The organism is Pseudodesulfovibrio pelocollis, from assembly GCF_030282845.1.
Lineage (GTDB): Bacteria > Desulfobacterota > Desulfovibrionia > Desulfovibrionales > Desulfovibrionaceae > Pseudodesulfovibrio > Pseudodesulfovibrio pelocollis.
In genome coordinates this window covers 1-18,534 of record NZ_JASTWE010000031.1, presented here as the reverse complement: position 1 = coordinate 18,534, position 18,534 = coordinate 1, and the positions used below count along the sequence as shown (strand labels likewise).

At 66.2% G+C, this 18,534-nt stretch carries 19 protein-coding genes; 7 read left to right on the top strand and 12 right to left on the bottom strand.

Translation table 11 applies throughout. The annotated features are described in order from the left end of the window. Positions 1-126 precede the first annotated feature (126 nt). Positions 127-801 carry a Crp/Fnr family transcriptional regulator gene (locus tag QQS14_RS11390; RefSeq protein ID WP_285907121.1) on the bottom strand — a complete coding sequence of 225 codons (675 nt, stop codon included), beginning with the start codon at positions 799-801 and terminating at the stop codon, positions 127-129. Positions 802-921: 120 nt separating this feature from the next. On the opposite strand from QQS14_RS11390, the gene QQS14_RS11385 reads away from it, so the two are divergent. Together QQS14_RS11385 and pgl are read left to right on the top strand one after the other, a co-directional pair. After that, positions 922-1,578, top strand: a complete 657-nt coding sequence (locus QQS14_RS11385; RefSeq protein WP_285907120.1) for a class I SAM-dependent methyltransferase — start codon at positions 922-924, stop codon at positions 1,576-1,578. Between the two features lie 127 nt (positions 1,579-1,705). Further along, on the top strand, positions 1,706-2,437 hold the full coding sequence (gene pgl / locus QQS14_RS11380) for a 6-phosphogluconolactonase (protein ID WP_285907119.1): 732 nt from the start codon (positions 1,706-1,708) through the stop codon (positions 2,435-2,437). Between the two features lie 86 nt (positions 2,438-2,523). Here pgl and QQS14_RS11375 read toward each other — a convergent pair whose 3' ends face one another. Both QQS14_RS11375 and QQS14_RS11370 read right to left on the bottom strand, forming a co-directional pair. Beyond that, positions 2,524-3,900, bottom strand: a complete 1,377-nt coding sequence (locus QQS14_RS11375; RefSeq protein WP_285907118.1) for a protein kinase domain-containing protein — start codon at positions 3,898-3,900, stop codon at positions 2,524-2,526. A gap of 44 nt (positions 3,901-3,944) precedes the next feature. Next, on the bottom strand, positions 3,945-4,706 hold the full coding sequence (locus QQS14_RS11370; protein WP_285907117.1) for a TrmH family RNA methyltransferase: 762 nt from the start codon (positions 4,704-4,706) through the stop codon (positions 3,945-3,947). Positions 4,707-4,977: 271 nt separating this feature from the next. Between QQS14_RS11370 and QQS14_RS11365 the strand changes: the two genes are divergently transcribed. Further along, positions 4,978-6,525, top strand: a complete 1,548-nt coding sequence (locus QQS14_RS11365; protein WP_285907116.1) for a lytic transglycosylase domain-containing protein — start codon at positions 4,978-4,980, stop codon at positions 6,523-6,525. A gap of 103 nt (positions 6,526-6,628) precedes the next feature. On the opposite strand, the gene QQS14_RS11360 is transcribed toward QQS14_RS11365, so the two are convergent. Then, entirely contained in the window at positions 6,629-8,002 is a 1,374-nt protein-coding gene (locus QQS14_RS11360; protein ID WP_285907115.1) for a M48 family metalloprotease, read from the bottom strand. 135 nt (positions 8,003-8,137) lie between these two features. Here QQS14_RS11360 and QQS14_RS11355 point away from each other — a divergent pair, with 135 nt between their 5' ends. The 4 genes from QQS14_RS11355 (at position 8,138) to QQS14_RS11340 (ending at position 10,613) form a co-directional block, all read left to right on the top strand. After that, a complete protein-coding gene (locus QQS14_RS11355) occupies positions 8,138-8,704 on the top strand; it encodes a TetR/AcrR family transcriptional regulator (protein ID WP_285907114.1) in 567 nt (188 codons plus the stop codon). Positions 8,705-8,712: 8 nt separating this feature from the next. Then, on the top strand, positions 8,713-9,045 hold the full coding sequence (locus tag QQS14_RS11350; RefSeq protein ID WP_425607925.1) for a DMT family transporter: 333 nt from the start codon (positions 8,713-8,715) through the stop codon (positions 9,043-9,045). 95 nt (positions 9,046-9,140) lie between these two features. Continuing rightward, positions 9,141-9,863, top strand: a complete 723-nt coding sequence (locus tag QQS14_RS11345) for a glutamine amidotransferase (protein ID WP_285907112.1) — start codon at positions 9,141-9,143, stop codon at positions 9,861-9,863. 198 nt (positions 9,864-10,061) lie between these two features. After that, positions 10,062-10,613, top strand: a complete 552-nt coding sequence (locus tag QQS14_RS11340; protein ID WP_285907111.1) for a DUF2087 domain-containing protein — start codon at positions 10,062-10,064, stop codon at positions 10,611-10,613. Positions 10,614-10,759: 146 nt separating this feature from the next. Here QQS14_RS11340 and sppA read toward each other — a convergent pair whose 3' ends face one another. The 8 genes from sppA to budA form a co-directional block, all read right to left on the bottom strand. Then, positions 10,760-11,659 carry a signal peptide peptidase SppA gene (sppA, locus tag QQS14_RS11335; RefSeq protein WP_285907110.1) on the bottom strand — a complete coding sequence of 300 codons (900 nt, stop codon included), beginning with the start codon at positions 11,657-11,659 and terminating at the stop codon, positions 10,760-10,762. 9 nt (positions 11,660-11,668) lie between these two features. Then, positions 11,669-13,513, bottom strand: a complete 1,845-nt coding sequence (locus tag QQS14_RS11330) for a 30S ribosomal protein S1 (RefSeq protein ID WP_285907109.1) — start codon at positions 13,511-13,513, stop codon at positions 11,669-11,671. A gap of 351 nt (positions 13,514-13,864) precedes the next feature. After that, positions 13,865-14,530 (bottom strand): phosphate signaling complex protein PhoU, encoded by a 666-nt coding sequence (gene phoU / locus QQS14_RS11325; protein ID WP_285907108.1) that lies wholly within the window; start codon positions 14,528-14,530, stop codon positions 13,865-13,867. 100 nt (positions 14,531-14,630) lie between these two features. Then, a complete protein-coding gene (pstB, locus tag QQS14_RS11320; RefSeq protein WP_285907107.1) occupies positions 14,631-15,392 on the bottom strand; it encodes a phosphate ABC transporter ATP-binding protein PstB in 762 nt (253 codons plus the stop codon). A 151-nt stretch (positions 15,393-15,543) separates the two neighbouring features. Further along, positions 15,544-16,239 carry an AMIN domain-containing protein gene (locus QQS14_RS11315; protein ID WP_285907106.1) on the bottom strand — a complete coding sequence of 232 codons (696 nt, stop codon included), beginning with the start codon at positions 16,237-16,239 and terminating at the stop codon, positions 15,544-15,546. 107 nt (positions 16,240-16,346) lie between these two features. Next, entirely contained in the window at positions 16,347-17,306 is a 960-nt protein-coding gene (locus QQS14_RS11310) for a glycosyltransferase (protein ID WP_285907105.1), read from the bottom strand. Beyond that, positions 17,303-17,683, bottom strand: a complete 381-nt coding sequence (locus tag QQS14_RS11305; RefSeq protein WP_285907104.1) for an Hpt domain-containing protein — start codon at positions 17,681-17,683, stop codon at positions 17,303-17,305. Before QQS14_RS11305 ends, QQS14_RS11310 begins: the two co-directional genes overlap by 4 nt. A 16-nt stretch (positions 17,684-17,699) precedes the next feature. Further along, positions 17,700-18,534 (bottom strand): acetolactate decarboxylase (budA, locus tag QQS14_RS11300; protein WP_345782799.1); only part of this gene is annotated, 835 nt, incomplete at its 5' end.

Genomic DNA, 18,534 nt, shown 5'->3' with positions numbered 1-18,534 from the left:
GCTGCGCGGATGCCCGGCCCGTTTATGTGTGACAGCCAATGGGGACGAGCGTACCTGTCTCCAAGCGGCGTGTCTGTCGGATAGCCGACAAACGGAGTAAGAAATGCGGAAAAAATATCCGGACGGTCAGGCGCCCGGCAATCCGGCGGCGGCGCGTTTCAGGGCGGTCAGGTCCGGGATGCAAAAGCGGCCCCGGCCGCGTTTTTCCAGGAGTCCGGCCCGGACCATGTCGTTGAGCAGGGTGGACACGGTCTGCCGGGTGGCCCCCAGGAGCTGGGCCAGCTGCTCCACGGTCAGTCCCAGCGTGACGATCAGCTCCCCGTCCTCGCCTTCGACCACGGTCTCGCCGCTGTCGCGGGCCTGGATGAGGATGTAGTCCATGAGCCGGTCGTAGATGTCCTTGAAGGCGAGGCCGCCGATGATGGAGAAGGTGTTCTGGAGGATGTTGCCGAGCACCCGGACCATGGTCCGGGTGAAGGCGGGCACTTCGGTCATGCACCGTTTCACGGCGTGGACGTCCGCCGCCAGCAGCCGTGCGTTGTCGAGGGCCTGCACGTAGCATCCGGCATGGGTGGCGTAGAGGTCGCCCGGGCCGAGGATGCCCAGGGTGAATTCCTTGTCTTCGTAGGCCAGATAAACGCGCACCCGTCCCTCGGCGATGATGAAGACGAGGTTGTCGGTTTCGTCCGCGTCGAAGATGACGGCCCCTGCGGGCCAGGACCGTTCGCTGAAGATGTCGCGCAGGTCTCCCAGTTCGTCCCGCTTCAACTCGTCGAGCAGGTTGACTCCCGTGAATTTCATGTGGCCTCCTGGCTGTGAGTCGCTGCCACAAACGTAGCACGATCCGGCCCGTGGCGTCCAATGACCCGTGCTCCTTCCATTTGTTGTTGAAATGGGCGGTCAATGGGGAAAGAATGGCGCATGACACAGCGCGAGACCCACAGACCGGGTGCATTCCACAGCGACGAATACGCCCGCATCGCTCCGGTGTACGATGCAGTGGTCGGCCCGTTCCTGCGGCCGGTGCACGCGGCCGTGGCAGCCGCCCTGCGCTCCGGCCCGCTCCGGCCCGGGGATGCGGTGGTGGACCTGTGCTGCGGCACCGGTGCCTTGGCAGATATGGTCGCCCGTGCCCGGCTCAACGTGGTGGGCGTGGATAATTCTCCGGCCATGCTCGACCGGGCGCGCGCCCGCGGTGGCGGTGCGCGGTATCTGCTGGCCGACGCCTCGGCCACGGGCCTTGAGTCGGGCCGGTTTGCCGGGTGCGCCATCAGCTTCGCCCTGCACGAGAAGCCGCCAGAAACAGGGCTGGCTATTCTGGCCGAGGCGCGACGGCTGGTCAGACCCGGTGGCCTCGTGGTGGTGGCTGACTATAGCGTGGCTCAGGGCACCTGGCTGGCTGGAGTGGCCATAGCCCTGGCCGAGCGGCTGGCCGGAAGCGAGCACCATGCATGCTTCCGGCGCTTCATGGCAGGCGGCGGCTGCCCCTCGTTCCTGGCCCGGTCCGGGCTGGACGCGGGTGAGCCGTTGGCCTTTTTCCTGGGCGGCCGGGTGGGCGTGTACGTTGTAGCGCTCTGATCCCGACCGGGGCGGGTGTCGAAATTGTACCGCAAGGTGTTGACGCGGGCTCGCGGCTGGTGCAATGGTCCGCCCCATGTGTATGGCGCGCCGGGCGCGCCAGATCGCCCACGCCGCAGGAGGGACCATGGCGGAGTTTCACGTGTTCGCGGATGTCGAGGCCCAGAGCCGGGCCGCCGCCGACCTGATGGTCGGCCTCTCCCACAGGGCGCTGGAGGCCCGGGGCCGTTTCACCCTGGCCCTGTGCGGCGGCAGCGGCCCGGTGCGGATCATGGAGCTGCTGGCCGGGGAGCCCTGGCGCAGGTGCATCCCCTGGGACAGGACCGTGGTCTTTTGGGGCGATGACCGGGCTGTGCCGCCCGACCACGAACACAGCAATTTTCATCAGGCGAGCAAGTTGCTCCTCTCCCGCCTTCCCCTGGCCGAGGCCAATGTGGTCCGCATCCGGGGCGAGCTGGGTGCCATGGACGCGGCCCGGGAGTTGCGCCTCGACCTGGCAGAGTGTTTTGGCGAGGCCGGGCCGCCCCGGTTCGACCTCATGCTGCTGGGCATGGGACGCGACGGCCACACGGCCTCGCTCTTTCCCGGTCGGCCCGAGCTGGATTCCACGGCCTGGGTGGAGCCGGTGCCCGCGCCGGACATGGAGCCGCGCGTGGACCGCGTGACCATGACCTTGCCCGTGCTCGACGCGGCCCGCACGGCCCTCTTTCTGGTGTCTGGCCCGGACAAGCGCGCCCTGGTGGGCGAGATCATGACCGACCCCACGGCCCCGGCCCGTTACCCGGCGGCCAGGGTCAATGCCGAACGCACCCTGTGGTACCTGGACGAGGCGGCGGCCGGGCAGCCTGCCGGGGGCTGATCCCGCGCATGGTCACAGTAAATGCCAGCGGGCCGACATCCTCTGAGGGTGTCGGCCCGCTGGCGTTGGCGTCGGCTTTGGTGGGTTTACGCCGGGCACACGGCCCGGGCGAAGAAGCGGCAGGTGCGGTCCTGCCAGCCGATGAAGCCGAGTTCGGCGTCCGCGTACCACGCGGCAGTGAAGGCCTTGGTGTCCGCGCTCCACAGTCGCGCCTTGCGCGGGTCGAAGACCGGGGCCTGACAGGAGAGGCCCGGCTGCGCGGCGCGGCCCATGAGCCCGGCCAGTTCGGCCACGGTGGGCAGCCGCCAGCCGGTGCGGCCGCCGTAAGCGCGCTCCTTGAGCCGTGCCGCGTGGGCCTGGGCCCGTTCCCAGGTCAGCGGATAGCGTGAGCCGTGCCGCTCCCAGACCAGGCCCGTGCCGTGGCCGCTCGGCCCGGGTTGGAGCACGGTGCCGTCGCCCTGGTCCGAGAACTCGGCCGGGGCGGTGTTCGTTGGCCGCCACAGTTCGTCGAGCCCGAAGAATGGCCGTGCCTGCCGCGCTCCCACCTTGACCGGCGTGGACCGTGCGTGTCCGGTATCTGGCTGCGCCGTTTCGGCCAGCAGGTCCGCCGCCGAGCAGACCGCCTCGCGGGCCGCCAGCCAGTCGGCTTGGACCCGGTCCAGGGCGTCGAGCATGGCAGGCGCGTCGGCAAAGCGGTCGTCCGGGTTCGCGGCCAGGGCGCGGGCGAAGAAGCTGTCCCAGTCCGGGCCGGAGAGATCGGAGGCAGCCAAAAGCGGGGCCGCCCCCTGCCCGGGTTCGGGCAAATGGCCGGTGAGCATCCGGTGCAGGGTCACGCCCACGGAAAAGAGATCGGCGCGGGCGTCGGCGCTGTCCGGGTCTGCCTCCTGCTCGGGCGCGGTGTACCACGGGGAGCCCACCACCATGCCCGGGTGGCTCGGGGGGCGCTCGCCGCGCAACCGGCTCAGGCCGAAGTCGATGAGCCTGACCGTGCCCGGCCCGCCCTCGTCCTCGGCCAGCATGACGTTGAAGGGCTTGACGTCGCGGTGGACGATGCCCTCATAGTGGAGCCGGTCCAGGCCGTGGAGTATCTGGCGGGCCAGGAGCAGGGCCGCTGCCGCGCCCAGCCTGCGCGAGGGGCGTTCCACCTCGTAGGTCTCACCCATGAGCGCGCCGAGGTTGCCGCAATAGTATTCCATGGTGAAGTGGGGCGGGGTGGTGTCGTTGCCCTCGTCCACATCGAGGACCGAGGCCACGTTGGCGTGGCTGATGCGGGCCATGGTGGCGGCCTCGGCCAGAAACAGGGCGGTCAGGGCGTCGCGGCCCATGATGTCGAGGAGGATGTCGGCGGGCCTGAGGACCTTGAGGGCCACCATGCGCCCGGTGACAGGCATGGCCACCTTGTAGACCGCGCCCATGCCGCCCCGGCCCAACAGGCCGCGAATCTCGTATCGTCCGATGCGCATGGCCCGACGATACCCCAAAGCCGGACAGACGGAAAGGCGCGGGATCAGCCCATACGGCGGGCGAACTCCGAGACGAGCACGGCCCCGGCCTGGGCCACGTTGAGGGAGTCGAATTCGCGCCGCAGGGGGATGGAGAGGTCGTGGTGGCAGAGCTTGGCCACGCCGGGGCGCACCCCCTTTTCCTCGTTGCCGAGGACCAGCACGGCCGGGGTGGTCAGCTCGGCCTCGTAGGCGTTGAGGGCCTCAACGCCCGAGCGGGCGCAGTAGATGGTGAAATCGTGATTGACGCAATCCTTGAGGGCCACGGCCAGATTGCCCGCCTTGGCCACGGGCAGCTTGTTCAGCGCGCCCGCGCTGGAGCGCACGGCCCCGGCCCCGAGATAGGCGCCGTGGTGCTGGCAGACGATGAGCCCGGCCCCTCCCAGGGCATAGACCGTGCGGGCCAGCACGCCCACGTTGCCCGTGTCCTGGACCTGATCCAGGGCCACGATGAGCGGCAGGGGCGCTTCCGGCGCGGTCTCCAGCAGGCTCTCAAGGGAGACGTAGGACAGGGCCGCGCACCGGGCGGCCACGCCCTGGTGATTGCCCCGGTACATGAAGTCCAGGTCCTTGGGCGGCACCGAGCGGAAAGGGACCCCGGCCTTGCGGCACAGGGCGAGGATGTCCTCCATCGCCGCATCGTGGCGGCCCTGGCGAAAGGCCACGAAATCGACCCGCGAAGGGTCGTCGAGCAGCAGCTCCCTCACGGGCTTGTTGCCGACCACGAATATCTTGCCGTCCTTCTTGTCCTGCTGGCCGTCCTGCATAGTGTCCCCGCCTTGTCTCGGTGCGGCAAAGAGTTGCACATGGTTGCGTACCGCACCGCGACTATGTAGGGGTTTTGCCAAGCTATTGCAATCCCGGGTCAGGTGAGGTAGCACAGTTCTCATCGGCTCAGCACATGTAAGACTTTTTCTAGACTTCCCAAGTCCCTGTTTTTCTGATACTGGGTGCGGGAAGCCGGAGGAAAAATTGGACGCACACAAATCTCTGCGCCCGCTTTTTGCGGCGCTCCTTATCGTCGGGTTGGCGACCTTCATGGCCGGTTGTGCCGCCAAGGCTCCTGTCAGCGACCCTGTCGCCGAGACAGACCAGGGCGGTGTGCCCGATGACGCCGAGGCCTTGGACCCTGAGGTCATCGCCGCCCCCGTGAGCGAAGGGGAATTGACCCAGGCCGAGCAGGCGGTGCTCAACGCGCGCTTTGGCCTGCTCTTTGACCTTGAAGATCACGACAACGCGGACGTTGAGCGTTATTTCAATTATTTCAACCACAAGGCTCGTGGGACAATGGAGCGCTGGCTGGAGCGCTCGCAGCAGCACCTGCCCTATGTGCGCCGCGTCTTCACCCAGTACGGCCTGCCTCAGGACCTCGTACTCCTGCCCTTCACCGAGTCCGGCTACAACGTCCGCGCCTACTCCTGGGCCGGGGCGGGCGGCATGTGGCAGTTCATGAAGGGCACCGGCCGCCTCTACGGCCTGCGGGCCGACTGGTGGATCGACGAGCGCCGCGATCCCTACAAGTCCACCGACGCCGCTGCCCGCCATCTGCGCGATCTGTATGACCGCTTCGGCGACTGGTATCTGGCCCTGGCCGCCTACAACGCGGGCGAGGGCAAGATTTCCCGCGCCCTCAAGCTGACCGATTGCGACGACTTCTTCGAGCTGACGGCCAACAACCACAAGCTCACAGGCCGCGCCAAGCTCAAGCCCGAAACCAAGCACTATGTGCCAAAATTCATCGCCATCTCCAAGATATTCCAGAATCTCGACACCCTGGGCTACAACCCGGTGTCCTGGGACATGGAGCCCGCAGTGGTGCCCGTGCAGGTGCCCGGCGGCACCGATCTGCTCGCTCTGGCCCGGGCGGGCGGCCTGACCTGGAAGGAATTCCACGACTACAACCCGGCCTACCGCCGCCAGGTCAGCCCGCCGCACATGGAGACCACCGCCTATCTGCCCGCAGCCAAGGCGGACAGCATGATCGCCTATCTCAAGGACCCCGGGTCGCGCCCCTATGCGGGCTACACCCAGTACGCGGTGCGCAGCGGCGATTCCTGGTGGCGCATCTCCAATCGCTTCAATGTGCCCGTGGCCGTGCTCAAGGGGGTCAACAACACCAAGTCGGACACCCTGCGCCCCGGCCAGCTGGTCATGGTGCCGGGTAACGAGAAAGGCCGGGTGGTGGCCAGTTCCCCGTCCGAGGACACGCCCTCGTCCACCCGGGCCATCGCCTCGCGCCGCAGCAATTATGTGGTGCGCAGCGGCGATACCCTGTGGTCCATCTCTCGCAAGTTCGGAACCACTGTGGACACGCTCAAGCAATCCAACGGCCTGCGCGCCAACACCCTCAAGGCGGGGCAGAAGCTCTATGTCCCGGACAATTCCGGCCAGGCCACCCGCCAGGCCGTCAAGGACGCGGAACAGGCCAAGGCCCAACTGGTGCGCTACAAGGTGCGCCGGGGCGACAACCTGACCGCCATCGCCCGCAAGTTCGGCGTCACCGTGGCCGAGCTGCGCAAGTGGAACTCCATCAACTCCAGCAACACCATCTTCGCCGGGCAGAACCTCAAGGTCTACGTCCACTAAGCCGGCATCACGCCACTAAAAAGACCGGGGGAGAACCATTGACAGGTTCTCCCCCGGTCTTGTTTTACCGGTTCGCTCGCCCCCTGAATGGATCGGTTGCGCGCTAGGCCAGCCCCCTGAAGGGGTTGGACACGGGCTCGGCCATGCCTTGAACATAGCCCCATTCCACCAGCCGATAATAGGCGTGTTTGGCCTGATCGCCCTGGTTGACCTGCTCGAGAAAGCGCACATACTCGCTGGCAGCCCCGCGTCGGTCGCCCATGCCCTCCTTGCAGTACCCCTTGTAAAAGGCGGAGTAGGGGTTGCCCGGCAGGGCCGTCTCATAGGCCGCGAAATTGGTCAGGGCCTGAGCGAAGTTCCCGTTCCTGACCAGCAGCAGGCCATTGAGCTGCAGGGCCTGGGGTTCGGCCGGATACGCTTCGCGGGCGCGTTCAGCGTAGGGGATTCCCTCGTTGTAACGCCCCTGGGCGGCCTTGCTTTTGGCCATGAGCAGGAGCCCGACATAGTCGTCGGGTGCCTTGGCCAGGGCCGAGGCGATGTGCTCGTCAGCCTTGGTGTACTCCTTTTTGATCAGGTGCTTCTCCGCGGTCTGCAAATCCTTGATCGCGGGCGCCTTGGCGCGCAGCGCAGCGGTGTTGTCCATGTATCGCTCCCGGTACATGGAATACTCGCGGGCCGACAGGTATTTGGTATTGGCCTCGGCGCGGGCCGTGGCCAGCCGCTCGCTGCTCATGGGGTGGGTGGCGAACATCACCTCAAGGGCGCTGGGCTCCTTGTCGTGCAGGGCGTTGAGCGCTTCCATGAGCCCGGCCATGCCGTCGGGATTGTACTCGGCCCGGGTCATGTATTCCATGCCCAGGCTGTCTGCCTGCCGCTCGTCGGCGCGGCTGTATGAGGCCAGGAGCATGCCCGCGCCAAAGGCACCCAGGCCGCCGGCCAGGGCACCCATCTCTCCACCGTATTTGGCCCCGATCAGGGCCCCGCCTACCCCGGCAGCCAGGGAAACCAGGATGGAAGTGCTCATGCGCGAGGCCGTGTGCCGGGCGTTGACGTGGGCGATTTCGTGGCCGAGCAGGCCAGCCAGCTCGGCCTCGCTCTCCATGTCGAGCATGATGCCGCGCGTGCAGGCGATGGTCCCGCCGGGGAAGGCGTAGGCGTTGACGTAGGTGGCGTTGACCACCTGGAAGTTGTAGGGCATCTCCGGCCGGTGGCTGACCCCGGCCAGCCGCTGACCCACCTCGGAAACATAGGCGTTGAGCTCCCCGTCCTGCGTCCGCCCGTAGTCGGCCGAGAGCTGGTGCGGGGCGGCCTGCCTGTCCATGGTGATCTCATCGGTCTCGCTGACGAACATCAGCTGGCTGCGGCCGGTGACCGGGTTCTTGGCACACCCGCCAATGGCCATGAACGCCGCTGTCATGGCCCCGGCCTTGATGAACCTGCGCCGGGTCCAAGGTTTGGAATATGTACGTACCATCATCGTCTCTCCGGTTTTCCTTGTAATACCGCACTCGATCTTAATGTTCAAGTCGTCGTCCGGCTGGAAGGCGAGATACCCCGCCGCAAGGACCGGCCAGAACTTGACATCAAACCGGACGGACGGTATGTTTCGGGCATGACAACAGCACATGAACGCAAAAAACAGCCGGAATTGGTCCGGCGGGCCATTCTCGATTGCGCGGCGCAGATTTGCGTGGAGCGGGGTCTGGCCGCGCTGACCATCCAGTCCGTGGCCGATATGGCCGGGGTGACCAAGGGCGGGGTTTTCCATCATTTCACCAGCAAACAGGCATTGGTTGAGGCGGCGTTTTCTGACCTGCTCGGCCAGATGGGCCGGGAGATCGACCGTTTCATGGCTGCCGATCCTGAAGCCCATGGCCGGTTCACCAGGGCCTATCTGGCCACGGTCTTCCGGGCCGAGGCCTTTGCCAGCAACAATGTCTGCGCGGCCCTGTCTATTGCCATGCTCACCGAGCCCGGGCTGCGCGCACTCTGGCGGCAGTGGCTGGCAGACCGCCTCGAAAGGCACGCCAGGACCGACGGCACCACGGCTCTGACCGTGGTCCGGCTGGCCGCCGATGGCGTCTGGCTGGCCGAACTGATGCTGCCCGAGGGTGAGAGAATCGACGACAGGGTCGCCCTTCATGCGCGCCTGCTCGCCATGACCAGGGAGCCCGTATGAGCTCCGCCATGACCACCTATGTGTCGCTGTTGACAGCCATTGTCCTCGAAGTGGCCGGGACGTCGTTCCTCCAGAAGTCGCAGCAGTTCACCAAGCTGTGGCCCACCCTGGTCATGGGGCTGTGCTACGCCGGAGCCTTCTACTGCCTGTCCATCACCCTCAAGGCCATGCCCGTGGGCATCGCCTATGCCATCTGGGCCGGACTCGGCATCGTGCTGATAACCGCAGTGGGGTATTTCTTCTTCGGGCAGTCCCTTGACGCGCCCGCCCTGCTGGGCATCGGCCTCATCGTCGCGGGCGTGGTCATCGTCAACGCTTTCTCATCTGCCATCCCCCACTGAACCCATGCGGCCCACAAGCTCCGGCCGTCTTGACTTGGCCGTCGGCCTGGGCCACCATCGCGCCTTTGCCAACCGCTAGCGCCCGAGGTGTCGCCATGCCCGCCTTTTGCCCCATGCTCATCCTCAAGACCGGCTCCACCTTTGACGGCCTCGCCGCCGTCAGGGGGGACTTCGAACACTGGACCGCCCAGACCATGGGCCTTGATCCGGGGCAGTGGGTCCGCGCCGATGTCCGCCTTGGCGAGCCCCTGCCCGATCCGGCCGGGCTGGCCGGGTGCGTGATCACCGGCTCCCACGACATGGTAACGGACGACGCGGACTGGATGCTGGCCGCCGGGCGCTGGCTCTCCCTGGCCATGGACGCCGGGCTTCCGCTGCTGGGCATCTGTTTCGGGCACCAGCTCATGGCCCACGCCCTGGGCGGCCGCGCCGCCTACCATCCCGACGGCCCGGAGATAGGCACCGTGGCGGTGACCCTGACCGCCCAGGCTGCGGACGACCCCCTGTTTTCGGCCATGCCGCCCGTGTTCCCGGCCCATGTGACCCACTCCCAGACCGCCCTTGCGCTGCCGCCGCAGAGTGTGATCCTGGCCACCAGCGACCATGATCCGCACCAGGCCTTCCGCCTGGGTTCCCGCGCCTGGGGGGTGCAGTTCCATCCCGAGTTCGACGCCGAGGCCACCGGCCACTATGTCACGGCCCAGGCCGCCAAGATCGTGGCCCACGGCGGCGACCCCGAAGCCGTGCGCGCCTCTGTGCGCGAAACGCCCGAATCGGCCGACCTGCTTCGCCGCTTCGCCGGATACTGCCTCGGCTGACGCGCAGCCAGTTGCGCTGGAGCCGGATATCGGCTATCCCTTCCTTCGGTCGGCAGTTCACCCAGGCGTCGCCGCCCCGTACGGGGAGCTAAACCTGCCTTTTCATCCTTTCCACCCGACACCTTGTTTCGTGCCGAGTCGGAAGTCGGCGACCACCGGCAGTCCATCCCGCGACAGGCGCGACAACGAGGATATGTCATGCCCAGAACACCCATGCCCCTGTGCGTGGCCGATGTTTCCGACTTCGCCCGTACCCTGCGCCATCAACTCGACGACCTCAAACGAATCCCCGGCCATGTGGAGATGCTCAACCTGCTCGCCAGGGCGGGCGGATTCCGCAACATCCAACACCTGCGCGCCCAACTGGCGGCCAGGGAGGCCCTGGGCGCTCCGGTGCCGACCGCAGGCCCGGTCGATCTTGTCCTGGTCAGGCGTCTGGCCCGCCTCTTCGACGACAGGCGGCGGCTCGTGCGCTGGCCCAGGAAATTCACCCAGCGCATGATTTGCCTCTGGGTCGTCTGGGCGCGCATACCGGCCCGCACGGCCATGACCGAGAGGGAGGTCAACGCCCTGATCGAGGACGCCCACCTCTTCGGCGATCACGCGCTGCTGCGTCGCGAGTTGGTGGACCATGGCTTGGTCACCCGCACCCCGGACGGCCGGAGCTACACGCGCTGCGAGCGCACGCCGCCCGCAGAGGCCGTGGCTCTGCTCGACCACCTGCGGCGGTCCGGGGTCAACCGGCACTGAGGGGTTGCCTGACACAAGAGGCGGCGGGCGGCTGGCCAACGGTTCCCCGCCGCTGTCTGCGCTGCGGGCGCGACCTTGGCTGTGGCGGTCTCTTGACGCACGCCACGACGAGCGCCTGAGGGGCTGCGAGTCTCGCGGGAGCGGGATTATCTGTAGGAAAAGGTCCAGCCCTGGACGGCCTGGGAGGAGAGGTCGATCTTCAGCGAGCCGACGATGCGCTCAAGCAGGGAGCGCTCCTTGACCGGCCCGCGCACGAGCACGGCGCGGCCTTCAATGCCGCACATGGTCTTGAGCTGGTCAAAGGCCTGGGATTCACTGCCGAGCATGTCCACGAGCCCCAGCTCAAGGGCCTGCCGACCGGTGACGGCCCTGCCGTCGGCCACGGCGGCCACCCGGGCGCGCTCCATCTTGCGGGCTGCGGCCACATCATCCACGAACTGGTCGTGCAGGTCGCGCATCAGTCCCAGGAGCTGCTCGCGCTGGTCCGGGGTCAGGTCGCGCATGGGAGAGCCTGCGGCCTTGAACTTGCCCGTGGTCAGCACCTCGGGCTTGATGCCGAGCTTTTCCAGGGCCTCGGCCACGGTGACGAACTCGGCCATGACCCCGATGGAGGCGGTGATGGAGCCGGGGTTGGCCATGATGACATGGGCCGGGGCCGAGGCGTAGTAGCCGCCGCTGGCGGCCACGGTGCCGTATGAGGCGACCACGGGCTTGAGTCCGGCCAGATCGGCCACGGCCTGATAGATTTCCTGGGACGGCGCAATGGCCCCGCCCGGGGAGTTGACGCGCAGCAGCACGCCCTGGATCGAATCGTCGTCCTTGAGGGTGCGTATCCACCCGACCACTTCGGCAGAGTCGAGGATCATGCCCTCCACCTCCACCACGCCGAGCTTGGACGCACCGAATCCGCCCCCGGGGCCGAGCCCCACGGAGCGAAGAAAGGCCGTGGCCCCCATGACGAGGACCACGGCCAACAGTATCATCATCACCCCGAAGAGAAAGGGGTGGCGCTGGGAGAAACGCAGTCGTGTTCCTTCCAAACGCACGGCGTCGCTCTACTTGCTCTCGTCTTCGTCAGACTCGGCACTTTCGACAGTCTCGGGCTCGACGGGCTCGGGTGCGGCGGCAGCCGCTTCCTTGGCTTCCTCCTCGGCGATTTCTTCGAGGATGTCGCTGGCGGCCTCCTCGAGTTTCTCGCGGAGCAGGTCGCCCAGGGTGGAGCCGGCATCGACGCCGCCGCCAAAGCTCTTGGCCTTGCGCGGTCCGCCGGAAACGGCGGCAGGCTCTTCCTTGGTCTGCTTGATGGACAGGCCGAGGCGGCGCTCATCAGCGGAGACATGGATGACCTTGGCCTCGATGGTGTCGCCTTCCTTGTATATCTCGGAAGGGGACTTGATCTTCTTGCGGCTGATCTCGGAGACGTGCACCAGACCCTCGATACCTTCCTCCACCTCGACGAAGAGGCCGAAGTCGGTGATGTTGGTCACGGTACCGGTGATCATCTGTCCCACGGGGTACTTGGCCGGGACCTGGGTCCACGGGTCTTCGGTCAGCTGCTTCACGCCCAGGGTGAACTTCTCGTTCTCCTTGTCCACGGTCAGCACCTTGGCCTGGACGGCGTCGCCGGACTTGTAGACCTCGGAGGGATGGCGGATCTTCTTGGTCCAGGAGATGTCGGAGACATGGATCAGGCCGTCAATGCCCTCCTCGATGCCGATGAACACGCCGAACTCGGTGATGTTCTTGATGGCTCCTTCAAGCACGGTGCCCTCGGGGTACTTCTCGGCCACCACATCCCAGGGATTGGGGCTGATCTGCTTCATGCCGAGGCTGATGCGCTTCTTGTCCTGATCGACGCCGAGGACGATGACCTCGACCTCTTCGCCCACCTTGACCATCTGGGAGGGGTGGCGCAGCTTGCGCGTCCAGGACATTTCGGAGATATGGACCAGACCTTCCACGCCGTTTTCCAGTTCCACGAAGGCACCGTAGTCGGCCAGGTTGGTGATGTTGCCGGTGAAGCGGGCACCCTCGGGGTACTTCTCGGCGATGTTCTCCCACGGATCGGGTACCAGCTGCTTCAGTCCCAGGGAGACCTTCTGCGCCTCGCGGTCGAAGCTTAAGATCTTCAGCTCCAGGTCGTCGCCCAACTGGACCATTTCCTTGGGATGCTTGATGCGCTTCCAGGACATGTCGGTGATGTGCAGCAGGCCGTCGAGGCCGCCCAGGTCGATGAACACGCCGTACTCGGTGATGTTCTTGACCTTGCCGGTGACCACCTGGCCGTCCACGATGGTGTCGAGCAGCTTGTCGCGCTGCTCGCCGCGCATCTCTTCGAGAAGCACGCGGCGGGAGACGATGACGTTGCTGCGACGGCGGTTGATCTTGAGGATCTTGAAGTCGAACTTCTTGTTGACCAGGGCGTCCATGTCAGGGACGGGCCGCAGGTCCACATGAGAACCGGGCAGGAAGGCTTCCACGCCGCCGAGATCGACGGTGTAGCCGCCCTTGATGCGGCGGAGAATGCGGCCGACGACTTCGCCGTCCTTCTCCATCAGCTCTTCCAGTTTATCAAAAAGCTGCATCCGCTTGGCCTTGTCACGGGACAAGTAGATGGTGCCCTCGGCTTCGTTCTTGCGGGCCACGAACACATCCACCTTCTCGCCGATCTCGACGGTCACGTTGCCGTCCGCATCGAGAAATTCGCTGATGGGGATCTGCCCTTCGGACTTGAAATTCACGTCCACGAGCACTGTGTCCTTGTCGATCTTGACCACCTCGCCGATAACGATGGTGCCTTCGTCAAGATCCCCGAAATCGGAATTGAGGTATTCGTCGAGCGCGTCGGCGAAGTTCAGTTCCATCTCAGTCGATTCAATAGTTTCTTTTGTGTTTTCCATGAGTTACCTCCACAACGGACCTCGGACAATGTATTTTAGCGCTTTATGTTGAAGAAGACGGTACCAGCGCGTCCCAAGGGAGATCGTTCCGAGGCAGTCGAGCCTTGGGGTGCGCGGTCGGCATTGAGGCCGCTTCCGTCCTCTTTACGCTCGTGGGGCCGTTGCCGACCCCCGATCAAAGAAGAATCCTGCTTGTATCGGAAAAACGACACCGTGTAAACTCCTTTTCCCAGGCGGATTCCGGGCGCATGGGCCGGTCTCGCCGGGGCGCGAACCCCTGGAAAAGGCGGCAGAAAAACAGGACCGGCGAGCGCCTGCCCGCCGGTCCTGAAACATGAGTGAAATGGTCGGCTATTCCTTGCAATTGTGCTTCATGCTTGTGCCTTCGACGATGAAGACCACGGACTCGGCCACGTTGGTGGCCAGGTCGGCGATGCGCTCCAGGTGGCGCGCGCCGATGATGGCGTGGACGCCGCGCTCCACGATGCGCGACTCCGAGACCATTTCGCTGACAAACTGGCGCAGGATGGCGATATTGAGGTCGTCGGCCTTGTCGTCGGTGCGGCAGACCTGCCCGGCCAGGGAGACGTCCTCGTCCACATAGGCCTTGAGCGCGTCGGAGAGCATGCGCTTGGCCGTGGCCGCGAGGCTCTCCATTCTGGGATTGTGCGGCAGGGGCGGGCGCGTGCTCAGGAACATGGCGCGGTGGGCCAGGTTGACGGCCTCGTCGCCCAGGCGCTCCAGGTTGACCGTGATGCGCTGGCTGCCCACGATGTTGCGCAGGTCGATGGCCATGGGCTGGTCGAGCGCCAGCAGTTCGAGGGTGTAGTTGTCCAGGTGGTCTTCGAGCTTGTTGATGGCCGCGTCGCCGAGGATGACCTCCTCGGCCAGATCGGCGTCGTTTTCGAGAAACGCCTTGACCGCCTTGTGGACAGCGGCCTCGGACAAGGCTGCCATGCGCAGCACCTCGACCTTCAGGTCTTCAAGTTTCTTGGAAAAATGAGCACGCTGTTCCATATATTCCTCCGGACCCGGTCCCTGCTGGCGACGCGGTGTCGTTGTTCGTCAATTGTTGTCGGTTGCACGCCCTCCCCGGGCTGTCAACGGGCGTCGCGACCTAGCCGAAGCGGCCGGTGATGTAGTCCTCGGTCTGCTTGTTGCCCGGCTTGGTGAACATGGATTTGGTGTTGTCCACCTCGATGAGCCTGCCCATGTAGAAGAAGGCGGTGCGGTCGGAGACGCGCGCGGCCTGCTGCATGGAGTGGGTGACGATGATGATGGTGAAATCTTTCTTCAGTTCGTGGATGAGGTCCTCGATCTTCTGGGTGGCGATGGGGTCGAGCGCCGAGGCGGGCTCGTCCATGAGCAGCACCTCGGGCTGCACGGCCAGGGCGCGGGCGATGCATAGCCGCTGCTGCTGGCCGCCCGAAAGCCCCAGCGCCGAGGCATGCAGGCGGTCCTTGACCTCGTCCCACAGGGCCGCGCCCTTGAGGCTCTCCTCCACGGCCTGCTCCAGAAACGCCTTGTCCTTGATGCCGTTGACCCGCAACCCGTAGGCCACGTTCTCGAAGACGGTCTTGGGAAAGGGGTTGGGCTTCTGGAAGACCATGCCGATGCGCCGCCTCAAGGAGACCACGTCCAGGCCGGGGGCGTAGATGTCCTGGCCGTCAAGGACCATCTGTCCGGCCACGCGGGTGCCCGGGATGAGATCGTTCATGCGGTTGATGCACCGCAGATAGGTGGACTTGCCGCAGCCGGACGGACCGATCAGGGCCGTGACCCGGTTGCGCTGGAACTCCAGGGAGATGTCTTCCAGCGCCTTGAAATCCCCGTAATAGAAATCGAGATTGGTGGAGGCCACCTTGATGGCGTTGCTCATGCCTATCGAAACTCCCGGTGTGGAATTATTGGCTCCGCGCCCGTGAGACGCAGCGAATCCATGCTGTCTATCCGGGTGCGGTTACGGGGGCATGACCTGTTTGTTACGATTGGGAAACGAGAGCGTGCGCGGGGTGTGGGCCGGGGGCGGCTCACTGCTGCCGGGCGATGGGCACGGTCACGCGCAGGGTGTTGCCTTGGCGCGCCGTGGTCGGCTCCCCGAGCCGGTCGAGGACCGAATCCTCGCGCAGATGGACCACGAAGCGCAGCTTGTCCGGGTGCGCGCCGATGACCACATGACGGACCGGGCCGCTCTCCTCGCGCAGGACATTGGGCGCCTTGAGCGTCCAGGAACCGGCCAGATCGAGCACCAGCCTGGGGGGCGAGGCCAGGGTCAGGTGCGCCACGCTCCCCAGGGGCCTGTCGCCAGCCAGAGTCAGGACAAAGTCCCCGGCGGTCGATTCGAGGGACGCGGCGGTGATGGTGCCCCCTGGAGCCGGTGCTTCAGGAGCCGAAGCCTTGGGCGCAGAGACTTTGGGCGCAGAGACTTTGGAAGCGGGAGGCGCGGTGGTCGGAGCCTCGGAAGGCGCGGGCGCGGCGGCTTCGGGAGCCGGGGTTTGGGCCGGGGGTTCGGGTGGGGTTCCGGGCTGCGCTTCGGCGGGAAATTCAGGCTGCGCCGAGGGCATGTCGGACGGGATCACGGTGGCGTCCACGGCCATGCGCACCTGGCCCGCTCCAGCGCCCTGTCCAGAGGTCTGGCCCGGCCCGCCGCGCAGTACGACGACCGCGAGCCCGGCCGCCACGATCACGACCGCCAGCAGTATCCTTTGCCCCTTGCTTTTCGTCATTACTCTTCCTGTCGCCCTTCCTGTCTCTCTGCCTGTCGTTCAATTCCGCATTGTGCTTCTGCCGAAAGTCTATACTGGAATCCGGGCCGAAAGGCAAAGGTGGTCGATCACATGGCCTCGTAGAACCGGGCCAGCCGCTCCACCACCGCGCGATCAGACCACCGCTCGACCATGAACCGGCGCGAGGCATCGCCCACGGCGCGGCAATGGTCGCGGTCCCCGGCCAATTCGCGCAGCCGGGCCTCAAGGTCCGACCTGATGGCGGCCAGCACCCAGGGCAGGTCGTCGGTTCCGGCGAACCCGGCCACCTGCTCGCGGTTCCAGGCGTCGAGCCCGGCGATGACCGCCAGCCCCTGGGAGAGCCCTTCCAGGCTGCTCACTCCGTAATAGCCCTGCATGTGGTCAAAGAGCACATGGCAGCGCCGCTTGCGGGCAAGGCACTCGGCGTTGGGCACATCGTCGATGAGGTCCACGGCCAGCCGCAGCGGCCCGCATTCCATGGCCTTGACCACGGCCAGGAAGTCGTCGGTGTTCTTGAGGTCCTTGCGGGTGGGCGAGTGGCAGACCCGCAGTGGGCCGGGGTGCTCGAAGCGGCCGGGCAGGGGCGTGAACAGCGGATCGTCCACGGGCACGAGGTTGGGCTGCCAGCGCGCCTCGGGCAGCAGCTTCATCAGGTCCGGGGTGCTCACCAGCAGGTTGGTCCGGCCCAGCCGCTGGTACTTGTCGCGAAAGGCCCCGGGGTTGGTGCGGAAATCGTGATGCCCGTGGTGGTGATGGACCACCGCCTTGCCGCGCAGATGGTCGGCGGGCAGATGGGGGCCAAAGGGCTGGCGCTCGTCGCAGGTCATGTGGAAGTGGAAGACATCCGCCTCGCGCATGAGCATGCCCAGCTCTTCCACGCCGTCCGGCCCCAGGTCGGGCAGGTGCAGGTCCTTTTCCCAGGCGTGGGTGTAGCGGGTTTCCAGGGTGGCCAGCCGGGCCGTGTACGGGGTGTGCCGGTTGATGGCCCGGCAGAACTGGATGGCGGTCCCGGCCGGATCATTGATGGCGAGCATGAGTATCTTCATCGGCCAGCTCCAGATGGGTCATGACCGGGACCATGCCCGGGACCGTGCCCGGAATACCGGACCGAATCGGCCGCGCCCCCGGTGTAGACCACGCGCACGGCGTCGAGAAACCGGCCCACCTCGGCGGCCAGGTCGGCCGCGCGTTCCAGGTCGTGGGCCAGGGCCGCCCCTTCGATGGCCGCGCCCAGTTCCGAGAGGCGGGGGAAGCCGTAGGATGCGCCCGTGCCCTTGAGCCGATGGCCGAAGAGGCGCACCACCTCGGCCCGGCCCGAGGCCGCAGCCTTGGCCACCTCGGCCAGATCGGTGCGCTGCAATTCGAAATAGCGGGGCATGATGGCCGCCAGATCGGCGTCAACGGTCACGGTGAACGGTTTCATGCTCCTCCCGGGCGGGTCATTGTTGCTTGGGGGCGTCTTGCTCCACCGCGTGCAGTTCGTCGCTCTTGTCGCCAGAGAGGTCGAGGGCGTCGAACTCCCTGGTGGCGGGCAGGCGCACCGTGAACTCGCGCAGGGTGTCGATGCGGGCCGTGGCCGGGTCCATGGAGCAGTCGAGCACATGGCCGCCTCCGCTGCGGTCCCGGGTCAGGAAATGCCAGTGGAATCCGGGCACGTTGACCCCTTTGACAAAGGGCGGCGAGTAGTAGCCCACCAGCGTGCCCTCGCCCGAGAACTGGACCACCACCTGCTCCCTGACCGCCTCGGCCAGGGGGACGTAGGGCGCGTTCTGCCTGGGGATGGCCCGCGCCTTGACAAAGGGGAAGCGTGCGTCCACCCGGATGGCGAAGAAGGCGTTGCGCGAGGGCAGCCCCTCTTCCACGGCCCGGTTCAGTTCATCGAGGGAGCCGATGCGGCCGAGCTTGAGGATGGCGTCCTCCTGGAAAAAGGAGACCGTGGCAAAGGGCACCCGGGCCGAATCGGCCGGAATCTGCGCCTTGCCCCCGGCAGTGATGTGGTAGGCCTCGCCGTCGAGGACCACCAGTTCGCCGTCCAGGCCGTTGAGGGTGCCCAGGCCGAAATCGCCCTTGTCCTTGAGATCCCTGATGCTCAACTGGCCATCGTACAGCCCGGCCAGCAGGGCGTCGATGGTGGAATACTGGAAGAGGGCGTCGCCCGCCAGGGCGACGCGGCCCGGCAGCGTCAGCAGCAGGCACAGGCACAGGGCCGTGATCGGTCCGCAAAGGGCTTTTGCGCGCATGGATTCCCCTTGTTGCAGGTTGATGGGCAACGGC